Source organism: Chitinophaga sp. S165 (assembly GCF_003182155.1).
GTDB lineage: Bacteria > Bacteroidota > Bacteroidia > Chitinophagales > Chitinophagaceae > Chitinophaga.
This window is the reverse complement of sequence record NZ_QGTG01000010.1, coordinates 26,833-47,490: the sequence shown is the minus strand read 5'-3', so window position 1 is coordinate 47,490 and position 20,658 is coordinate 26,833. Positions and strand designations below refer to the sequence as shown.

The window sequence follows — 20,658 nt, the reverse complement described above, 5'->3', positions numbered from 1 at the left end:
TGAATAGCACGTTTAACTTGAATAACGTTGATTCCCGGTTAAATAGAAATAAAGCCCGCAGTGACGCTGTATGTCATTGCGGCTTTATTTTTAGCAGTAATTTATTGGAACAAGAAGTTCATGGAATTATGGGTAGTGTGATCTGCCCTTTTTTATACTCAGAAATGCTTTGGCCTGTCGTCCTTTTAAAGAACCGGCTAAAATGTCCTGCGTCTTCAAAGCCAAGTTCATAAGCGATCTCTTTCGCTGACTTATCCGTGTAATAGAAGAGTCTTTTGGCTTCGTTAATTATACGATCGTGAATGATCTGTAACGGCAGTTTATGATGATAACGTGTGAATAAATTTGATAGTGTCTTAGGAGACTTATTTAATTCATTGGCATAAAACTGAACCTGGTGCTGTGTTTTAAAATTCCTGTCCACTAATAAGTTATACTTTCTAACGATGTCGAAGTTGTCAGATCCAACGGGCTGCTCTTTGATGTATTGATCTTTAGCTAACCTGGTGCCGATGATGATCAACCGTTTCAATAACATCTTCAGCATTTCCGATTTTGTGCTGTCTTCCGTCTCAAACTCTTCAATAAAAACGCTTCTCAGCATTTTCAGTTTTCTCTGATTGGATCTGTCCAGCTTAATGAACAGGTGGCCGTAAGAACCAAAGAATAGAAATCCGGCACAACTTACTTCATTATCATGATCAACGATACAATAGAAATCCCGGTTATATTGCCAGGCAGTAATCTGCCCGGGCTCCTCAAATGTGAACGACTGATTGGAAAATAGCGGCAAGAGGCACCAGGAGGGAAAGGTATATCCGACATTATCGATATAAACCTTCTGCGCAGGACCGCTATTTAAAGCGATGGTAAAAAGCCGGTCTGCTGCCAATTCTGTTCTCCTGCCAGAAAATACTTCATCCTGTAAAAAATGAATTACACCGCCTGATCTCTGATCTATGTGTGAAAATTTCATCAGTTCATTTTGCCTTTAAAATTTGTAGTTAATAGCGTCAAGATTGGTCAGTGATTAAACTTCTGCAAGGTAGCTTATCTGATATTCGTAATGTGGTGTTTTTTACCGACTGTATGGTGTAATTCAATTGTCTTCAGCGGATTAAGCTGGGGATGGCCGAAGAGATAGAAGAAGCACACCACTTTCACCCTCAGTTATGCCTGAGTGGGAGCATGCTTCTTCTGTTATAAATGAATAAGAACAATTGCCTTAAATTTCGGGTGCAACGGGAAAGTCAATCGGCACCTTCACAATAGCGTTCAGATAATTACTAAAAGTTCTTTCAGAGATGATCATTAGCGTATCAACCAGACTTTCATTGGTATATCCCACTGCAAAGAAGTTATCAATAGATTCCTGGCTGGCATAGCCCTTTTTATTGGTTACTTCTTTCACAAACTGAGCTAATGCATCGAGCTTGTGATCGAAGCTTATGCTACCACGACGGATCTCCAGAATTTGTTCATCTGTAAAGCCGTTTAGCTTTCCGATAACGGTATGTGCGCTGGTGCAATAGTGGCAGTCGTTTATACCGCTAACGATAAGATTAATAACTTCTTTCTCTTTGATGGTGAGAGAACTTTCTGCATTAGACAACGTAAGGTAGGTGGCCAGGCCATTTTCCGAACTTGCCATGAATGCATAACTGTTAGGGACCTTGCCAAGCTTTTGCTTAAGCTTATCAAATATTGACTGGTTGGCAGGACTGACTTCGTCGCGGGTTGGTACTTTAAATGTTTTCATCGCTGATTGAATATTATGTTTTCTATTAATTGACAATACAAAACTGCATTCAAATCATCCTTCAAAAAATGGATTTAATTCCCTAAAACTTGCCAATTTTCCTATTGACCAAGCAGGTCCAGACGGATCAGGCTTTCAGCTGTCGCCAGTATTGCATCTTCAGTGGAACGTGGCGACCAGCCCAGCATTTGGATAGCTTTGGCGCTGGTTACGTTCATCACCTTACCAAGCAATGGGATTATTGCTTTAACCTGCGGATCTTTGAGCGCTGCAATACGCAACAATGTACCAGGCAGCTCTTTGGCATTGACCTTATTCGCAGCTTCACCCAGATGTTGTTTCAGGATTTTAGCAACTTCGACCATCCAGATGCTTTTACCTGCAGTAGCAATAAAGCGTTCGCCTTTAGCGGCGGGATCGGTCATTGCGCGCAGGTGGAGATCTGCTACGTCGCGAACATCAACAAAACCAGAGTTGATCTTTGGACAACCAGACATTTTGCCGGTCAGCAAATTTTTGATCAGGTGAATGGAATGTGAGTAATCGGGGCCTAATACAGGACCCATTACCGCTACTGGGTTGACGGCAGTTAGTTCCAGTCCGTTACCTTCCCGTTCAATAAATTCCCAGGCGGCCTGCTCTGCCAAAGTCTTTGATTTCTGATAAGCCGGAGCTTTACCCGAAGTGTTGGTCCAGTTGGTTTCGTCAAATGGTGCAGTTTGAGGAGGATTGCCATATACCACGGCACCGATAGCGGAAGTCAATACCACACGTCTTACTCCGGCGTCTCTGGATGCACGCAAGACGCGCAGCACGCCTTCACGCGCAGGAATGATCATTTCATCTTCATGCTTATAATTAATAATTGGGGTCGGTGAGGCAACGTGCAGAACATATGTGCAACCGTTTACTGCCTTTGTCCAGTTAGCATCTGAAGACAAGTCAGCTTCAATGAATGTTAAACGGTCTCCGGCTTCCAGGCCGCCTTCTTTCAGCATGTTTCTTACTTCTGTTTCACGGCTTAAGGAGCGGAGTGTAGTCCTTACCCGGTAGCCTTCATTTAATAACTGTAAAATACAATGTACGGCAATAAAACCTGCCCCTCCAGTCACAAGAACTGTTTTTTCGGTATTCGAATCTGTATTCATCATTGTTAATTTGATGAATCAAAATTCGGATTGAAACAGCATAGTCGTTTTGTTAAAAAGGCGCAATTTGCTTTGTTAAAAAGGCGGTCTACCGCGCTTACTATAGAGATAGTCCGAGTTACTTCTCAGATTATGCCTGTTATAATTGCCTCGTTATTTTCGGCTGCGGTTGAATAAAATGTCTGGATTTCCATAAAGTATGCAAGAAAGTAATACAGGGCTTCCTGGTCTTGCCAGATGTCAGGGTAGATTCCCAATTTTATCATTCGTGCGGCATCGTATTTTTCTGCAAGTTCTTCGTTAGTTATTTTGGATAGGACCAATGTTGTGAATTACCTGGTAACGTTCATGGTCAGGAAGCCGGCGGCAGTATTAGTGATGTTCGCTGGGGGGAGAAAGCAATAAAAAAGGGGAGGAGAGCTTTTAATATTTTGCATGGGGCATCATAAGCTTCACACGCGAAGTGTCTTTAGCATTAGGAAAAAATTCGTTGTCCGTTACAATTCTTAATATCAGTGCTGATAATTGAAGATCATCTGTTTTACGGTACAGCGCACGTGGCCATGTATTAGATTTCATAACCAACAGTCCGGCCGTATGGTCAACCATGTAGGTCATTTCTCCATCTGTTACTCCTTTATCTAAAATAAGTTTGCTTATAGTATGATGGGCACTGTTTACAGTAAAGATTTCTTCTTTTTCCAGGAACAGAACTGCGCTGTCATATTGGTCTCTGAATAGCCATTGTTGCTGTGCGGAGTTGTATAATAGTGAAAATGATTCACCGGGCCTTGCATAGCGGTACTGCCTACCATCATGACTAAGATGATACTTTTTTATAGAAGCTGCATCTTTATTTGTCCAAATGAATGTAATCGAGTCGTCCCGGATTTCCTGCCGGGAATTTGTGTTGTTAACACAGCTGGTACAACATACTATCAAAAGAAATAGTAAAGCCTTCATGTTCTAAATTCATAAAAGTGCTGAATTCTGCGATTGGAAGCGCATTTTCGCGGGCTTTGTGAGGCTCAATAAAAACCATCCCGTTTGTGGGAATGGCTTTTATTAGTGAAGCAGAAATCTCCTAACTAACAGATTCTTCTTCTTCTTTTTGAAATTTTGACCAGATGTAATTAAAGAACCATGCACCCAAAATTGCATAGACAGGCATTGCCAGATATGATTGAAATAAAAAGGTTAGCAATAACAGATTTACTGCTAAAGATCCAACTACCCCTAAAATAATTGCTATAAGAGCGCCGTTCTTTCTACTTTTATTTCGTCTGAAATAGCCAAATACTCCTCCAATAATTGTGCAGATCAATAAAACTTCTGTACCTCCCAGGAAAAACATGCTAGAGTTTTTTAGTGTTAAATGATTTTATTACAGCCCGGTATGGATAATTATCAATCTGGTTCCGCGATGTGCCCGTTATGGCCCAATAGCTACTTGTTGATATGTTCCCATAGTAGTGCTGCTGTAAAAATATATAAATATTTAATATGATTACTGTTGTGCGTTATCCCGTATAATATATAGCTGGAAGGGTCATAATAAAATGCGGTGCCGAACGTAGTTTCTCAAACAATGTCCTGGGCTGGTCTAAAATGCGTCCTGGAAAATTTCGGCTGCATTTTCACGGTTTTAACTATTTTTACGGGTAAAGCTGCTTTCTGATTCATGCATACGGGTATGAAGGACGCGAGCTGATATTCCGAACGATAGAAATTCTAAGCAAACCGTTGAAAATGAGGAAAAAAAAAGAGAATGTACGAGAGGTATTTCCTGCAACTATCGACAGATTAATAGAGCGGGCACAAGATGCCGGTAAAACCTTGACAGATACAGCCATTGCCGGCGAACTTGGCATCTCGATAGAAACATTCCGATTATACTATCAGAAGGACAAAGCTCCATCTGAAATTTTCGACCAGATGCGGAAGACATTTAAACCGTTTATCGGCACTCTATATATTGAGCGTGTGGTCCTCACCGATGAATTTGATGACTCCGATGAATCTGATCTGGATGATGAAGAGTAGGAAAGTGAAAGCAGTAAGCTTAAATAGATTTATTCCATTTTGGAAATACTCCGAAGATATCCTGGTGCTGCTTTAATAAGGTTCGTTTTAAGATTTCGGGGCAGTCCGTATGTCCGGAATCGTAGGTTACATACCAGTAGATATTTAATGCCTCAATGTTTTCTCTGGTCATCTGCTTTTTCCAGGCGATATGCGCGGGCGTTTTACCAAACTGTTCACCATTGATGATTTCATCTTTCAGGCCACAGAGGCCTTTCTTGAATGAGAGAATGCCGTCTTTTTCAAGTTTTCCGGAATGCCCGATGTAGACCATTTCAATTCTCCCTTTTTTTAAGGCGTATATGATATAGACCCCGCTCTTATCAGCAGGTGCATTGCATACTGTTTGGAGATCTTGTTCCGGTTTGAGGAAGAAATGGTCCTGCGTTTCGTATTTTTCTAATATGTCGAACATGTTGTAAATATAAGATATCTGATCTTATACAGCGTCAATTGATCACTCATTTATCTTTGGCTTTCTGTTGCCGGCCTCCGATAAAGTAGCAGTTACTGCTTTGAAAAGTTCCAAAACAATAAGATAGCTTAATTTTTCTTTTTTGACTATTGCAGATCTTTATTGTTAATAAATACGACTACCAGCCCATGAGAGAAGTAATTTCAGCAACCGGACAGTATTTAATCGGGCTGAAAAGAACAGACACTGAACAATTGCGTATCCCTGCTCAATTTTCCGAATATACGATCCTGTTTATTCCGAAAGGTGAAGGAATCTATCATGCCGATTTTGGCACCTTTCATTATTCCAGTCCGGTTATATTGTTTTCTACTCCGTTACAAATGATTTCTATCGAGCAAAACCAGCCGACGCCAGTGACGATGCTGCAGTTTCATGGCGATTTTTATTGTATCGAGTATCACCATAGCGAAGTTGCCTGCAACGGCTTGCTATTTAATAACGTTTATATAAAGCCTTGTGTCGCCTTGACGGATCAGAACGTCCATACGCTGGCGGATGTACTTGAGGATATTGATCAGGAATTCAAACAAGGGCAACCTGCCGATATTGTGCTGCGGGCATATCTGCAGCTGTTCCTGGCAAAATCAAGCAGTATCAAGATGAAACTGATTGATAGCCCATACAAGCCAATACAGAAAGATGAGCAGATGGAGCGGTTCAGACAACTTTTGGAGGAACATTACCTTACACTGCACAGCCCCAATGAATATGCAAAGTTGCTGGCAATGACCCCCAATAATCTTTCTAAACGCTGCAGCCGTTATTTCAACAAAACGCCTTCCCAGTTGATCCAGGAAAGGATAGTACTGGAAGCAAAAAAACAACTTCATCTGACCCGTCAGAGCATTAAGGAGATTGCCTACGCGTTGCAATTTGAAGATGAATTCTATTTCAGCCGTTTCTTCAAAAAGGTTACTAAGGTATCGCCACAAACCTTTCGTAATAAGACGGGGATTTCCGTAGTGGCAGATTTGTCCAGGCAATAGTCATCATTATCCATGTTCGTGGGTAGCTGTATACTGTACCTTTGATTAGATGGTAAGATTAGCGCAATGGCTACTTATCTCTCTGATGTAGATGGCATCAACCGATTCTTTGTTCCTGGTATCATCGATTAAGTAACCTTATTATATTTTTAGAATGAAGTACATTAAGAGTCTGCTTGTACTGCTGGTAATAGCCGGTATGCAGTCAGTAAATGCTCAAAATAAGAAAACAATGCAGTGGATCGGTGGTCCCACCTACGTATTACAGCTGGGTAGCTTTAAAATACTGACGGACCCGATGTTAAGTCCCAAAGGTGATTCTGCATTTATAATCAAACAACATCCGACTACCGGACAAATGAATGCGCCTATTACAAGGCTGATCGCTCCCGCCTCATTCAGTTTGGCCAACATCGATCTACTGCTGATCAGCCATCCGCATGCCGACCATGTAGATAAGCAGGCAATAGAAAAGCTGGATAAAGATCAGCACCTGGTCGGGCCGGAGGAGAACTACAGTGTTTTTAAAAACTGGGGGTTTAAAGATATCAATGGCCTGAAATGGGGCGATAGCACAATAATGAAGAAAGGAACGGAAGTCCTGAAGATCATTGCGGTGAAAACAGTTCATGCAGCTAATGAACCCCTGCACACAGCTTTAGGCAATGGGAACGGCTATATCATTGAATATAGCGCTGGCGACAACTACTATCGGATATATTGGACTGGCGATACCGTATGGTTTGAAGAGATGAACAACTATACCAGCTATGGTAAAATAGATCTGTTGATCCCCGACATGGGTGCTGTCGGTTCAGATGGTAATCTGGGACGGAGAGGACTGAATAGTGAAGATTGTCTGCACCTGGCGAATGTGTTGCAGCCTACCAGTATCATTCCGGTACATCATTCTACTTTTTCTATGTATGTCGAGCCGGTTTCAGTACTAAAACGCACGTTCTCATCTGCCGGTTTCGGTGATCGTCTGCATATTTTGAAAACCGGCGCAACTACAAAGCTTTAATAGGACTAAATACAGGACAGGGGTTATAAACAAAAAGGGTCGGAGATATTTCTCCGACCTTTAATGCTTAATAAATAGTCTCCAGTGAAGGAATTTAATTACAATTTTATTTTCTCATACTCGTCGCTTAACATTCCTGCTTCTTTCAGTTTCAACTTTTCAATCTTTGCGACCACCTTCTCAAGGTCTTTTCTATATGCGGGATCGAAGCCCGTTGCTTTGTACAGCAGCAACGCCTGTGTTTCATAGAACCCATTCAGGGAGCTTTTATCTTCAATAGGCGCTATCGTCTTCATGGTAGTTTTAATATAATTGAGGCCCTCTTTCACTCTGGCAAGGTCTGTTGCTGTCAGATAACATCTGTACGCCAGGTTATTGTTGGCGGCTCTTAGTGCGGCTCGGATAGGATTAAAGTCTTCAAGATAATCCCACATGGTTATACTGCCCAACTCAGAGATGATGCGGTGGCACAGATCATAAGACGCTTCCTGTTTGCCGGCTTCATAGAGGGCGTAACGCTGATGATCCCATACATAAGCCCACCACGCCATTTCTGAGCATTGTGAATCGGTAAGCTGTTTCTCCATGTTTTCCAATAATGCGAGTGCCTCGTCGTAGAAGCCGTTCTGTACAAGTGCTGAAGCTTCCTTCATTTGTACATCAAACTGCGTTTTGTTGAATGGATAGACATCCGGCACTTGCGGTAACTGAAAAGACGCGTAAGGGAATGCCAGCTTATTTCTTCCGTCAATATCCTTTGCTTTTGCAATGTCCTGAGACTGGGTGAAGTATTCTTTAGCCGTTTTCAGGTCTCCTTCCAGGAAATAACTCCAGCCCGTGTAGTAGACTGCATGCTGATGGTACTCGGCGTTCGCAGAAGTTACAGCCGCTAGTTTTTCCCTGGCAGCGCTGTAGTTTTTATCTATGATCAGACCTAATCCCCAATGTAACAGCAGGTAGTCTTCGGAGAACCTGTTTTTTCTATTCTTAAAGCTCCACTCAAACACGGCTGTATACTGAGCGTGCGGGATATATGGCGTCCTGCTATTTTCCCTGGCGATCACATTTGCACATCTCTCAACTGTACGAAATTTAATTGGTACAAATTTGATGTTTTCTGCACTCCTGACAATAGCTATATCACAAACCTCCTCGGTCCGCATCGCTAATGGTACGTATTCAAGTGCGGCGCCGTAGTCCCTGGAGCAGGCGTCCTTACACATCTGCTCAGTGACAAACTGTTCGGGAACGAATTCGAAGTCGTAGGAGTCCATCTTTACAGCGAGATCGCAGATCTGCTGTGTGAGGTATTTTTTAGGCAGGTCGTAGATACGTTCCCTGTCTGATTTTCTATCCAGTGCTTTGAGGATAAATTCTTCGGTCCAGAAACAAGCCCATACTTTCTGGAAAGTATCGTAGTCGAATTCTTTCCCTTCGTCGTATTCACTGGTCTTTTTGCTGTTCTTTTCCCAATCATAGGACTTCACTTTCTCTTCGAATGCAGGCAGATGTCCCAGGTGCTTTTTGTAATAGCTATAGCTTTGTTTAGAGATATAATTCGCGTCTACGTGATCGAAAACATCAATTCCAAACTTACGTACCTTTTTACCTAATTCTTCAACTGTTGAACGGGAACCGAAGCGCCAGGTGTTTCTGTCATAGCATTCTACAATGAAGGGCCACATTGGATCGCTACCATACTTTTCAACGGCATGGTCGTAAATTTCCTTGTCAACAAGCGATACAGGGATATTGGTGATTGCCTGGATGTGGATATCGATCGCCTGCTTAATGTATTCGTTGGTGTGATATTTAGATGGAAGGTTTTTATAAGGGTATGCTCCGAGACATCCTCCTGCAATCAGTGCAATATTCATCCGCTCGTCCTGGAACTGTTTAGGTACGAATTTATAATTATGCTGATTTTGGCTGACAGCCTCGAAACAAAATTCATAGCTCAGCTGATCAGCTGGGAGGAGAGCGAGGTCAATGCCTCTTGGATGTATCCTCAACAGCTTTTCAGAATAGAACTGTTCAGGAATATCGTCATACTGCGCAGGCTCTTCTCTTTGCACCGCATGGAAAATGATCTCTTCCGTCAGGAATGCAGGGTCGAAAGATACGATCAGGCTTCCGCTAACATCCAGTTCTCCTTTAGTCCTGTGATCCAGTAAAGCGTGCAGCATCTCTTTGGTTCTAAACTCTACAGGTATTTTACCGAACTTTCCAAACAACCATTGGGAAGGCCACTGGCCTGTCCTTTTATAAAGATCAGGGCCATAGGTCCTGAGGGTTTCGGCTAAGAAGTTGTCCCAGTATTCCTGTCCTTTTTCTGCCAATACCGGTTTCTTATTGTCCCAGTCTACAGTGACTGGTTGACCGTAAATGTATTTAAGGTCTTTATGTTCTGAGTAAGGTTGAGCATTGGCGTTTTTGTCGGCTGCCTCCTTGTAATAGGTGTCCGCTTTTTTTGTAGCTCCCTGGAGAAAGTAGATAAGGCCTAATAACCAGTTGTTGGTGAAAATGCTTCTTGCTTCGATTGACTTTTCAAGGTAGGATTTCGCTTCATCCAGTTCTCCCATGTAGATCAGGGCTTCTCCGATTACCCTTAATGGGAAATAGGCATTGTTATTCTTTTCAACTCCCAACTGAGACCATTCAATTGCTTTGTCGTACTGCCCCACCTGTATGGCGGCTATTCCACCCTTTTCGATACAGTCAAATTCATACAGCACTTTTTCCGGGGTAAGAGGAATGGCTTTAGCGTAGATCTCCATTGCCTGCGCGTAGGCCTTTTGATCATACAGGAGTTTACCGGCTGCCTGGTAAGCAGGGTAGTACCCCGGTGACTTGCTGATAGCCTCCTTATAAGCCTGGTAAGCTGCGAGATGGTCATTTTCTTCTTGTAGCGCTGAACCTTTCTTCACTAAACTGACGCCTTCTTTTGTTACACCATCCAGGAATACGGTCTGTCCGGCCTTTACTGCCTGATAGAAGGACCGGGTGCTTATTTGCAGCACAGCATATTCGGACTTTTCGATATTGTAGTAAAACTCCGGCTTGAATACGAACGCATAATCATGCCACATTAAGAAGACGTTGTTTGTCTGATAGGCGGACAGCTTGTCGTAGTCGTATACAGCCGTTATGATGGTTTCGGGTGCAAAGTTAAAACATTCGAGGTCGTAGTACCAGGAGAAGAAATATTGGGCTGTAATGTCTCTGGATGGCATTTGATGCAACATTTCGTCATCTTCGCCCGAGGCCACTGCAACGTATCTGATGCTTTCTTTACCAAGTGTCTTCTGGAAATCCGACAGGGCTATATAATCAACAGTTGTATCGCCGGTCACATAATAATGGGAAGAGACTATCCCCTGAATATTCATATTACCGTGTACGATTATAAAGTCCTGGATCTTCAGATCGCCATCAATATTCAGGTCACCATCGTGATAATGGATAGTAATGTAGTCATCGAAATATTCACGTTCGCTCTCATAGTTGGAGGCGTAGCTGCTGTCTTCATCTTCCCAATAATCAAATAGCTGGTCTACTCCCAGTAACGTAAGTGCCTCATCGTAAGAGATTTCTCTGAAGCCATCATCATGTCCAGGTTCAGTTTCAGCTTCAACATCATCGGTCACAGGGGCATCCGTGCTCTTGCCAAGCATCATACTGAATTTAGCTCTTGCGTTCATGAGGGATGCCACTGCTTCCGCAAACCCATCGTCATCAGTCTGTTCAAACCCTTTAGGCAAATGGACGATGTGTACTTTTTCCAAAGGATCAGCTACATATAACCTGACTTCCTCACCGGCGGCAATCAGTCCAAGTACCCAACAGCACTTTGTAAAATAGTCTTTCTCCTGTTCTGCCAGCTCAAACTTAACACCATAGTAACTCTGATAGAAGCGCAGGTAAGTATACAGATTGTTGCCGTAATCTTCCATTGCATTGAACGCATAAACGTTACAGCTAAAATCTTCCTTCCTGAAAAGGAAACATCCTTTGTCCAGCCAGTAGTCTACGAAGTGGGAGGGCAGTTCAAATCCGGCCATATCCTCCATCGCTTCAATGTTCTCACCTTCTACCTTTTTGAACTCCTGCTCATCGTTCGGGTAATTGGCTTCCAGGTATTCTGCCATTGCTACAAGGTCTTCATATAGTTCCACTGGCGGGGCAAATTTTCCTGTAACCTGGATGGGCCTGGCGGGGGCGTCTTCCTGTTCAGGAGCAGCGGAGGTATCATCCACCTTGTTATAACCTTTTTTGACTTTTTCAGCGATCAGTTTGTCGGCGGCTTTTTTGCATTCGTCTTCTGATGCGAAGTGTTTAGTTTGGGATTGTCCTGTTGTTCCAACTTTTCCATATTGTACAGTAAGGTCGGTACCATTAGTTTCGATGTCCCAGAATTTGTTTGATTTCTCGTCCTGATAAATAAACCTGGCTTTCATAAGTACTTTTAATAGGGCTTTTTAGTCTAAAGGTTTTGGGGCGGTAAAAGTAATGTATAAAACGATAATAGCATAGTTATCTTATCGAGTCATTATGTTTTTAGTGGATATATAGTTGTATGATAGGCAGGTCTGGAGTAGTCAACTGCCGATAGGCCAATGTATAAAGGAATGGTATTACGATCATTTGCGATAGTTTCATACCTTTGCATCCCAATTGAAGATTATGCTTGAAAATTTGAAAATAGGAATATTAGGGGGCGGTCAGCTGGGAGGTATGCTTATACGGCATGCTATAGATTTCGGCCTCAACATTTCCGTACTGGATAAAGACGCAAATGCGCCTTGTGCACGTTATACTTCTTCTTTTTCCTGTGGCGCTCCTACCTCTTACGAAGCTGTTTTGGAATTCGGCAAGGACCTGGATGTTATTACGATAGAAATGGAGGCGGTAAATATTGACGCCTTACGCGAACTTGAAAAGCAGGGGAAAAAGGTGTTTCCGGCTCCTGATACCATTCAGGTGATCCAGGACAAATTCACCCAAAAGCAATTCCTGCTGTCGCACAATATACCTGTAGTGCCAGGGGAGGCCGTTGAAGGTAAAAATGATCTGCATAAGTACGAGCATAAACTACCTGGCTGTCTTAAAAAGCGCCGTAACGGATACGACGGGTACGGAGTAATGGTTTTAAAGACAAGCGCAGATATTGACACTGCTTTTGATGAACCATGTGTGCTGGAAGAGCTGGTGGATATTAAACACGAACTTTCTGTAATTGTGGCAAGAAATGAGCATGGCGCTGTAAAATGCTATGATCCTGTGAAGATGGTGTTTTCCGGAGAGAAGTTCGTACTCGATTTTCAGGAAGCGCCGGCTCAATTGGAGGAAGGAATACTAAAAGAAGCTACTGTCCTCGCTGAAAAAATAGCAGATGCGCTCAAACTTGTTGGTATCCTCGCTGTAGAAATGTTTGTTACAAAAGATAATAAACTTTTGGTGAACGAACTGGCTCCAAGACCTCATAACAGTGGTCATCACACGATAGAAGCCAGCACTACATCACAATACGAGCAATTGCTCCGGGCCATATTAGGTTTGCCGCTGGGCGACACAAGCCTTCATTTCCCATCTTTGATGATGAATATACTGGAAACTGATGCACTGAATTCAAACAGACAGGAGAAGGTACAACAGCTGTTGGACATTGACGGTGCACATCTTCACTGGTATGGTAAAAAAGGCAATAGATTAGGCAGGAAAGTAGGGCATATAACCATTACAGGCAGTACAATGGAAAGTATTGTTGTAAAGGCTGAAACCATTCGGAAAATTTTAAACTAAAAATATGAAACAGGTAGAAGTAGGCATTATTATGGGCAGTAGTTCTGATGCGCCTATTATGCGTCAGGCAATAGAGGTGTTGAAGAAATTTGATATAGGCTACGAGTTTAGCGTTGTGTCAGCACACCGTACCCCACAAAAAATGTTCGAGTACGCAGCTACCGCTGAAGGGCGTGGACTGAAGGTCATCATTGCAGGTGCCGGTGGTGCAGCACATCTTCCGGGTATGGTTGCTGCTATTACAACTTTACCTGTAGTAGGTGTTCCGATCAAGTCTTCAAACTCCCTTGATGGCTGGGATTCCCTTCTGTCTATCGTACAAATGCCTGGCGATATACCTGTAGCCACAGTAGGTGTTAATGGCGCCCGTAATGCCGGTTTACTGGCAGTACAGATCCTCGGTACCAGCAACAGTGAACTCAGGGAAAAGCTGGCAGCTTTGAAAAAGGAAAACAGTGATAAGGTAGCTAAGCAAAATGAAACCTTAGATCAGTTTGAATAGGCTATCATATCAGAATAATAAAGTATTACAGAAAAGCCCGTAAACTTAATGTTTGCGGGCTTTTTTATGTGCCTTGCCTTTGAATGTATTTATCAGTTCACGTCTTTCCACCAGTCTTCAAATACCTGTTTATCATTGTGCAGATCTACCGGTTGACCTATCATAGGTGTTGCCAGCGGCATATCTGCAATTGCCTTTAATCTTCTTAGAGGCTCATCCCAGGGATGATTACCGAGGGTGAACTTCGAAGAATGCACCGGCAGCAGTCTTTTTGCTTTCAGGTCTTTTGCCGCCTGCAAGACTTCTTCAGGCTGCATATGAATGTACTTCCATGCGAGGTCATACTGGCCGTTTTCAAGGATAGCAAAATCTATCGGACCGAATTTCTTTCCTATCTCTGCAAAATGAGTATCATAACCGCTATCGCCTCCTATATAGATCTTCAGGTCCGGCGTCTGCAATATATAAGATTGCCATAGTGTATTATTCCGGGAAAAACTTCTGCCTGAAAAATGACGTGTGGGGGCTGTATGTACAACAAATCCTTCTCCCAGATTAACGTCCTGCCACCAATCGGTCTCAATGATCTGGCCGGGCGTGTAACCCCATCTTTCCAGGTGCGCTCCAACTCCCAGTCCACAGATCACTTTACCTACCTTGCTTTTTAGCGCGAGCATGGTTTTATAATCCAAATGATCGTAATGATCGTGAGATATAAACAGGTAATCTATTGCCGGAAAATCATTAACTGTGTAAATATCGGCGCCTTTAAATGCCTTAGTTCCTCCGGGGATGGGCGAGGCGCTGCCGGAAAACACAGGATCTGCCAGGAAACGCTTTCCTCCCGCTTGTATAAAATAAGATGAGTGTCCAAACCAAACCAGGACATCCTGACCGGGGGCAAGCGCCAACAGATCAGTTTTTACAGAGGGTAATGAATCTACCGGACGTAAACGCAGACGTTTTTTGAATACAAAATCGTATAAAACGCCCCCCATGTTATATCCTTCTGAAAGTTGCGGCGTATTGTGAATGTTCTGGAACTGGCCGTCTTTATAATGCGGCGATTGCTTGATCAATGCTAATCTCGCTCCCGAAGGCTTATTCCCGAATAGTGGATGTCTCATATATATTAACACTGTGATTATCAATAATACTAATAAGGTAAGTACTATCTTCAGGCATTTGATAGTTACCCTGATTAATTTTTTCATATGAGTTAATGACGAATCAAATGCGTGAATATTTTAATAAAAGAGAAAAAAACTGGTAAGGTATTATAGGCGCTATCTTGTCCGGAAGCGGACATGCTCCATCCGTATACGGACAGAAATCTTTCCGGCGGATGATCAGATGAGCGTGTGTAGCAGCATATTCCGATTTGGCAGTCTTATTGTACTGGGAGAATACACTTAAGCCGCATCATTAAATACTGACACATGCTAAAAAACTATTTTAGGATTGCCTCCCGTAATATCTGGAAGAGTAAAGGTTATACAATTATCAATGTTACGGGGCTTTCCGTAGCGTTTTGCATATCCATTTTTATATTCCTTATTGTTTACAGGCAGATTTCCTTTGATTCTTTTCATCAGGATGGAGACCATATCTTCCAGGCTTACTTATTCTCTAATGAACCTGAGAAGGCCGACAGAAGCGGCGGAATGCCCTTACCGCTCACTCCTGCGTTAAAATCGGAATATCCGGAAGTGGCTGCTGCGGCAAGAGTTATGAGTGGAAAGAACCTGGTGGAGTATAAAGGTAAATATTTTGATAAGCTGATCACGATGACTGATCCTGATTTCATGCAGGTGTTCTCGTTTCCGGTAATCAAGGGCAACCGTGCAACTGTCCTGAATGACCTGAGTAGTATTGTTATCAGCCGTAGTATGGCAAAAACGGTATTCGGCGCCGAAGAACCAATTGGCAAACAATTACAGCTGGGGAATGATGCAAACAAAAAAACATACCAGGTTACGGGTATTCTGGAAGATTGTCCTGATAATTCATCTATCCAGTACGATGCGCTTATCCGGATAGAAAATTTTTCCAATTACCAGGTAGATAAGAATAAATGGGATGCTTACATGCTAACCGCCTATGTAAAGCTGGCTTCAGGGACAACAGCATCTACACTGGAGCCTCGTTTAAAGCCTTTCACTGCTAAGTATTTTCCCGGTGAAATGGAAAGGCTTAAAAAGAAAGGCGCTAAGCCTGATGAACGCGGGGACCTTTTCGCATTAAGATTATTACCTTTTTCGAAAGTTCACTTTGACACAGAAGTATCGGGCGGAAGGGGAGCTCCTCTACCACTTATCTTTGCATTACTGGGTATCGCGTTTTTCATTCTGTTAATTGCCTGTATAAACTTTATCAACCTGAGTATAGCAAGGTCCTTTACGCGCGCAAAGGAAGTTGGTATCCGTAAATCTCTGGGCGCATTTAAATCACAGCTTTTTTTACAGATCTGGGGGGAATCCACAATCATATGTTTCATCGGCATCATTGCAGGAGGAATATTATCATATCTCTTGTTGCCATCGTTTAATGCGCTGTTTGAGGCAAGGCTTAATCCGGCCGATGTACTTCAGCCTGGCTTATTTGCTATGATATTTGGCGTATTTGTTCTGGTTACGCTAATGGCAGGTGGCTATCCCGCATGGAAAATGGCAAAGTTTAATACGGTGGAAGTATTGAAGGGAAAAGTCACCATGAAACGTCCGGGTGTGTTACGTAATTCGTTGATCGTCGGACAATTTACGATGTCAGGTTTGCTCATCTGCTGTACGGTAATCGCTATTCAACAGGTAGATTATCTGCGTAAAAGACCGGTAGGGTTCAATAAAGAGGAAGTGATCAGTATTCCTGTAGGACGTAATGTAAATGGCAGAATGGCACTTGAGCGGATGCGTAACAGACTGGCCGGTGATCCTGATATATTGTCTATGACAGGCACAGGTGTCAATCTTGGCAGGGGAAAAGACCGTATCAGCAGCAGGTCCGTGCTCGGGTTTACCTATAAAGACAGGGAAGTATTTACTGACTGGCTATTGGTAGATTACGATTATCTCAAAACACTGGATATAAAACTATTGGCAGGCCGCGAATTCGATCCTGCCTATCCTGGAGATTCTGTACGCCGGGTAGTTGTTACAGCGAGTATGGCGAGAATGCTGGGAGAAAAAGATCCGGTGGGCAAATTTTTTCAACCCGATGGAAACGCTCCGGGATATGAAATTATAGGCTTAATACCGGACTTTCATCTGCATTCATCAGCGGGTAAAATAACGCCCGTTACAATGTTTATCAGCCATAGTGATCCTATTGCCTATATCTTTATAAGAGTAACGCCACATCATTTGCTTGGCGCTATGGATAAGATCCAGCAGGTCTGGAAAGAAGTAGCACCTCAATCAGAATTTATCGGTTCGTTCCTGGACGAGAACGTCGATGCCTGGTATCATGATGAACAATCTCTTTCTCAGGTTTTCAGTATTGCTTCCGGTGTTGCTATCCTGTTATCGTGTATGGGTTTATTTGCTGTTGCATTGATGATCATTGAACAGCGGACCAAAGAGATCGGTATCAGAAAACTACTGGGCGCCAGTGTTAGCAATATTCTTTTTATTATCTGCCGCGACTTTGTGAAGATGGTGCTTATTGCATTAGCCATTGCGACACCTCTCGCATGGTTTGGTATGCAGAAGTGGCTGGATAAATATCCTTACCGGATAGAAATAAGCTGGGCCGTTTTCGCAATCGTCGGTATTGTTACTTTGCTGATTGCACTGCTGACGGTGAGTTTTCAAAGTATCAGAGCGGCATTGATGAACCCTGTGAAATCGCTTAAGACAGAATAAATAGCCGGGCTTTTTTCAGTGAATATCATAAAGCAAGGGAACCGCTCTATAGCGGTTTTCTTGCTTTATGCCTGGTAGCCGCCCGAGCCAATGCCGGGGATAAACACATTACATCTGGCGGTTCAGGTCAGGATAACGGGAAACCAGTTCTTCATGCAAAAGGCGCATACCGCATACATATGTAGATACCAGGATCCTTTTGCCCTTCCCCTTGTGTGGAACGATATGCAGATAGTTCCAGGCAAACTTGAATCCTTTTACGTCTGTCAGCAGAATTTCCCTGTTAACAAGTCTGGATACTTTACGTACACTATGATCATTCCAAAATATCTTCTCATCCGCCTGTAAAATACCACACACAGAAACACCAATAACAATAAGCGATAGAGGTAAAATGAAAAAGATGCCTTGCCTGAGAAAAGGATCGGAGAATGAGTAGACCGGCAGGAAAACGAATACACATATCAGGGCGCTGAACATAATATAGGTGGCATTCCTCCAGCCACGGGTCAGGTAAAAAACGTCTTCCATAACGTTAAATTTTAGGCGTTCTTTTTATTTTAACAATTTTGTCTAACAAAAATAAATATTTAATACCATATTTGCTTCATTAAAATACAGTATTAATATTTAAATCAAAATCACGTGGGCTTGATTATAAGGTCATTGAATTATGTTCATCCGGATAATGCAGCGCTATTCCATGACCTGAACTTTATTTTAAATGATGGAGAGAAGGCCGCTCTGGTTGGAATAAATGGTGCTGGTAAATCAACATTGCTTCGCCTGGTTTCGGGAAAGCTTCAACCAACATCAGGAGAAATTATTTCTTCTGAGCTGCCCTGGTATGTACCACAACACCTGGGAGAGTTTGATACATGGTCTGTCGCTAAAGCATTAGGTGTAGATACGAAACTTGATGCACTACATGCAATTTTAAGAGGAAATACCGATTTACAATACTTTACGGCGTTGGACGATGACTGGGATATTGAAAATAAAGTAAAAATAGTACTTGATAAATGGGAGCTGGGTGATCTGGATGAAAACCGGTTATTAGGAAGCTTAAGCGGCGGACAGAAGACAAAGGTTTTTCTGGCCGCAATGGATATGAATAGCCGATATCTTGTTTTGTTAGACGAGCCTTCCAATCATCTGGATATGAGAATCAGAACGAAGCTTTATGATCTGATCCTTCAAAGCAAGTCGACGATGCTTATAGTAAGTCATGACAGAACGTTGTTGAATCTTATGAACAAAACTTTGGAACTCAACGAAAAGGGGATTGAAGTATTTGGAGGGAATTTTGAATTTTATCAGCAGAAGAAGATGGAAAAGGTAAATGCTTTGCGCTCCCGGTTAAACGCGCAATCCAAAGCATTGAAAGAGTCGGAGAAAAAAGCGGAAGATATGGGAGGACAAAGGGCACAGCAGGAATTAAAAGGCCGGTCGGTGGGGCTTAGTAACTCCATACCGCGTATTATTGCCGGTGGTTTAAAGAATAAAGCAGAACGTAGTACTGCTAGAATGCTGAATGCACACGAGGAAAAAATAACGAATCTTCGGAATAATATTGAAGAGACCAAAGCGCAGATCGAGGAGTATGAAGTTCTGAAGATCGACATCAAAGCGCCGGAATCAGAGAGTGGCAAGCTGCTTATAGACATGGCAGATGTTGGCTTCGGATATAACGATAGATCACTACTGAGCAATCTTAGTTTTCAGATCAGGTCCGGAGAGCGGGTACAGATAGACGGGGAGAACGGAAGTGGAAAGACGACGCTGCTAAAAATTATCACAAGAGAACTCGAACCTTTTGAAGGCAGCTATGACAGTGCGGCATTCACTTATGTCTATCTTGATCAGGATTATTCAATGATTGATCCCAGGTTAAGCATTTATGAACAAATAGAAGAATATAATAAGCGCGGATTGGAGGAACACGAATTAAAGGAATTATTGGTTAGTTGCCAGTTTGATCCGGAAACCTTTGATAGAAAGTGCTCGGGATTGAGTGGTGGAGAAAAAATGAAATTATCTTTGAGTTGTTTATTAGCGGGTAATCAGGCGCCGGAGTTATTGATACTTGACGAACCGACAAATAACCTTGACATTAAGAGTTTGGAAGTGCTGACTTTGGCGGTGAAGAATTTTAAGGGTACTTTGTTGGTGATTTCACACGACAATGATTTTATCAACGAAATCGGAATTGATTACAGCATAAGTTTAACTTAGAAATATGCCACTCAAAAATACGGGTACTGAACAGCTTATAAAAGATACCGCAAAACAGCTGCTTTTTGGAGAAGGGAAACTCCATGCTACCACACAGGAAATTGCAGATGCTGCTGGTGTTAACAGGACCGCATTACATTATTATTTCCGTTCGAGAGATCAGCTGATCTCTGCCATATTTCAGGATGCTATGCAGGGTTTGAGCCAACGCCTTGACGAATGCATGCTATCTGAAGAATCTTTTAAAGTCAAGACGGAGAATATTATTGCAGTTTTCCTGCGTGATATGCTTCGTTTCCCTTATCAGGAAACATTTCTTATTACTGAGATCAACACTTTTGGTAAGAAACTCATAGGTAATATACAATCGGGACCGGTGAAGTCTTATTTAAAAGAAGCTGCTAATGAGATGGAGAAAGGCACCATTGAAAAGATGAACCCCATTCATTTTCTGATGAACTTATTTTCGCTATTGTCATACCCGATAATTATGGCCCCACTTTACAAACCGTTATTCCGGGTTTCTGAGAAAGAATTCCAGAAACTGATAGATGAGCGGGGAAAACTTATTATCAATCTGCTATTTAAGAAGAAATAGATGTAAAGCGCTAAATAAGGCTGATGCTTAAAATGGCTGTAATAAAGTGTGTAAAATTACTTTTGTCCGGGCGCCTGTTGGACGTATTTTTACTACTGACTGCAATGCATATAGGTTTTTCGAGAAATGATTAAAAGCGGTAATGTGTGAGTCGCAATATTTATAATACCAGGGGAAATACTAC

18 protein-coding genes are annotated in these 20,658 nt (G+C 42.5%); 8 read left to right on the top strand and 10 right to left on the bottom strand.

The window, feature by feature from the left end; all coding sequences use genetic code 11:
• Nucleotides 1–118: 118 nt before the first annotated feature.
• The 6 genes from C7475_RS27995 to C7475_RS27970 form a co-directional block, all read right to left on the bottom strand.
• Nucleotides 119–976, bottom strand: a complete 858-nt coding sequence (locus tag C7475_RS27995) for a helix-turn-helix domain-containing protein (protein ID WP_110056739.1) — start codon at nucleotides 974–976, stop codon at nucleotides 119–121.
• Between the two features lie 249 nt (nucleotides 977–1,225).
• Nucleotides 1,226–1,759 (bottom strand): carboxymuconolactone decarboxylase family protein, encoded by a 534-nt coding sequence (locus tag C7475_RS27990; RefSeq protein ID WP_110056738.1) that lies wholly within the window; start codon nucleotides 1,757–1,759, stop codon nucleotides 1,226–1,228.
• A 101-nt stretch (nucleotides 1,760–1,860) separates the two neighbouring features.
• Nucleotides 1,861–2,907: an aldehyde reductase gene (locus C7475_RS27985; RefSeq protein ID WP_110056881.1), complete on the bottom strand. Its 1,047-nt coding sequence runs from the start codon at nucleotides 2,905–2,907 to the stop codon at nucleotides 1,861–1,863.
• Between the two features lie 125 nt (nucleotides 2,908–3,032).
• Nucleotides 3,033–3,230: a DUF1877 family protein gene (locus tag C7475_RS33595; protein WP_110056737.1), complete on the bottom strand. Its 198-nt coding sequence runs from the start codon at nucleotides 3,228–3,230 to the stop codon at nucleotides 3,033–3,035.
• A 100-nt stretch (nucleotides 3,231–3,330) separates the two neighbouring features.
• On the bottom strand, nucleotides 3,331–3,870 hold the full coding sequence (locus C7475_RS27975) for a hypothetical protein (protein WP_110056736.1): 540 nt from the start codon (nucleotides 3,868–3,870) through the stop codon (nucleotides 3,331–3,333).
• Nucleotides 3,871–3,991: 121 nt separating this feature from the next.
• Nucleotides 3,992–4,261, bottom strand: coding sequence for a hypothetical protein (locus tag C7475_RS27970; protein WP_110056735.1), 270 nt, complete (start codon nucleotides 4,259–4,261; stop codon nucleotides 3,992–3,994).
• A 395-nt stretch (nucleotides 4,262–4,656) separates the two neighbouring features.
• Between C7475_RS27970 and C7475_RS27965 the strand changes: the two genes are divergently transcribed.
• On the top strand, nucleotides 4,657–4,950 hold the full coding sequence (locus C7475_RS27965; RefSeq protein ID WP_110056734.1) for a hypothetical protein: 294 nt from the start codon (nucleotides 4,657–4,659) through the stop codon (nucleotides 4,948–4,950).
• A gap of 19 nt (nucleotides 4,951–4,969) precedes the next feature.
• Here the strand turns inward: C7475_RS27965 and C7475_RS27960 are convergent, their stop codons facing one another.
• Nucleotides 4,970–5,404 carry a hypothetical protein gene (locus tag C7475_RS27960; RefSeq protein ID WP_110056733.1) on the bottom strand — a complete coding sequence of 145 codons (435 nt, stop codon included), beginning with the start codon at nucleotides 5,402–5,404 and terminating at the stop codon, nucleotides 4,970–4,972.
• Nucleotides 5,405–5,592: 188 nt separating this feature from the next.
• Between C7475_RS27960 and C7475_RS27955 the strand changes: the two genes are divergently transcribed.
• Together C7475_RS27955 and C7475_RS27950 are read left to right on the top strand one after the other, a co-directional pair.
• Nucleotides 5,593–6,453, top strand: coding sequence for an AraC family transcriptional regulator (locus C7475_RS27955; RefSeq protein WP_110056732.1), 861 nt, complete (start codon nucleotides 5,593–5,595; stop codon nucleotides 6,451–6,453).
• A 154-nt stretch (nucleotides 6,454–6,607) separates the two neighbouring features.
• Nucleotides 6,608–7,477: an MBL fold metallo-hydrolase gene (locus C7475_RS27950; RefSeq protein ID WP_110056731.1), complete on the top strand. Its 870-nt coding sequence runs from the start codon at nucleotides 6,608–6,610 to the stop codon at nucleotides 7,475–7,477.
• A 98-nt stretch (nucleotides 7,478–7,575) separates the two neighbouring features.
• Here the strand turns inward: C7475_RS27950 and C7475_RS27945 are convergent, their stop codons facing one another.
• A complete protein-coding gene (locus C7475_RS27945) occupies nucleotides 7,576–11,934 on the bottom strand; it encodes a WGR domain-containing protein (protein ID WP_110056730.1) in 4,359 nt (1,452 codons plus the stop codon).
• Nucleotides 11,935–12,160: 226 nt separating this feature from the next.
• Here C7475_RS27945 and C7475_RS27940 point away from each other — a divergent pair, with 226 nt between their 5' ends.
• A complete protein-coding gene (locus tag C7475_RS27940) occupies nucleotides 12,161–13,279 on the top strand; it encodes a 5-(carboxyamino)imidazole ribonucleotide synthase (protein WP_110056729.1) in 1,119 nt (372 codons plus the stop codon).
• A gap of 4 nt (nucleotides 13,280–13,283) precedes the next feature.
• On the top strand, nucleotides 13,284–13,781 hold the full coding sequence (gene purE, locus C7475_RS27935; protein WP_110056728.1) for a 5-(carboxyamino)imidazole ribonucleotide mutase: 498 nt from the start codon (nucleotides 13,284–13,286) through the stop codon (nucleotides 13,779–13,781).
• Between the two features lie 92 nt (nucleotides 13,782–13,873).
• Here purE and C7475_RS27930 read toward each other — a convergent pair whose 3' ends face one another.
• Nucleotides 13,874–14,908, bottom strand: a complete 1,035-nt coding sequence (locus tag C7475_RS27930) for an MBL fold metallo-hydrolase (protein WP_233259987.1) — start codon at nucleotides 14,906–14,908, stop codon at nucleotides 13,874–13,876.
• Nucleotides 14,909–15,220: 312 nt separating this feature from the next.
• Here C7475_RS27930 and C7475_RS27925 point away from each other — a divergent pair, with 312 nt between their 5' ends.
• Entirely contained in the window at nucleotides 15,221–17,641 is a 2,421-nt protein-coding gene (locus tag C7475_RS27925) for an ABC transporter permease (RefSeq protein WP_110056726.1), read from the top strand.
• A 108-nt stretch (nucleotides 17,642–17,749) separates the two neighbouring features.
• Here C7475_RS27925 and C7475_RS27920 read toward each other — a convergent pair whose 3' ends face one another.
• Entirely contained in the window at nucleotides 17,750–18,172 is a 423-nt protein-coding gene (locus C7475_RS27920; protein ID WP_110056725.1) for a hypothetical protein, read from the bottom strand.
• Between the two features lie 114 nt (nucleotides 18,173–18,286).
• On the opposite strand from C7475_RS27920, the gene C7475_RS27915 reads away from it, so the two are divergent.
• Nucleotides 18,287–19,876, top strand: coding sequence for an ABC-F family ATP-binding cassette domain-containing protein (locus C7475_RS27915; protein WP_110056724.1), 1,590 nt, complete (start codon nucleotides 18,287–18,289; stop codon nucleotides 19,874–19,876).
• Between the two features lie 4 nt (nucleotides 19,877–19,880).
• Nucleotides 19,881–20,474: a TetR/AcrR family transcriptional regulator gene (locus C7475_RS27910; protein WP_110056723.1), complete on the top strand. Its 594-nt coding sequence runs from the start codon at nucleotides 19,881–19,883 to the stop codon at nucleotides 20,472–20,474.
• Nucleotides 20,475–20,658: the final 184 nt, after the last annotated feature.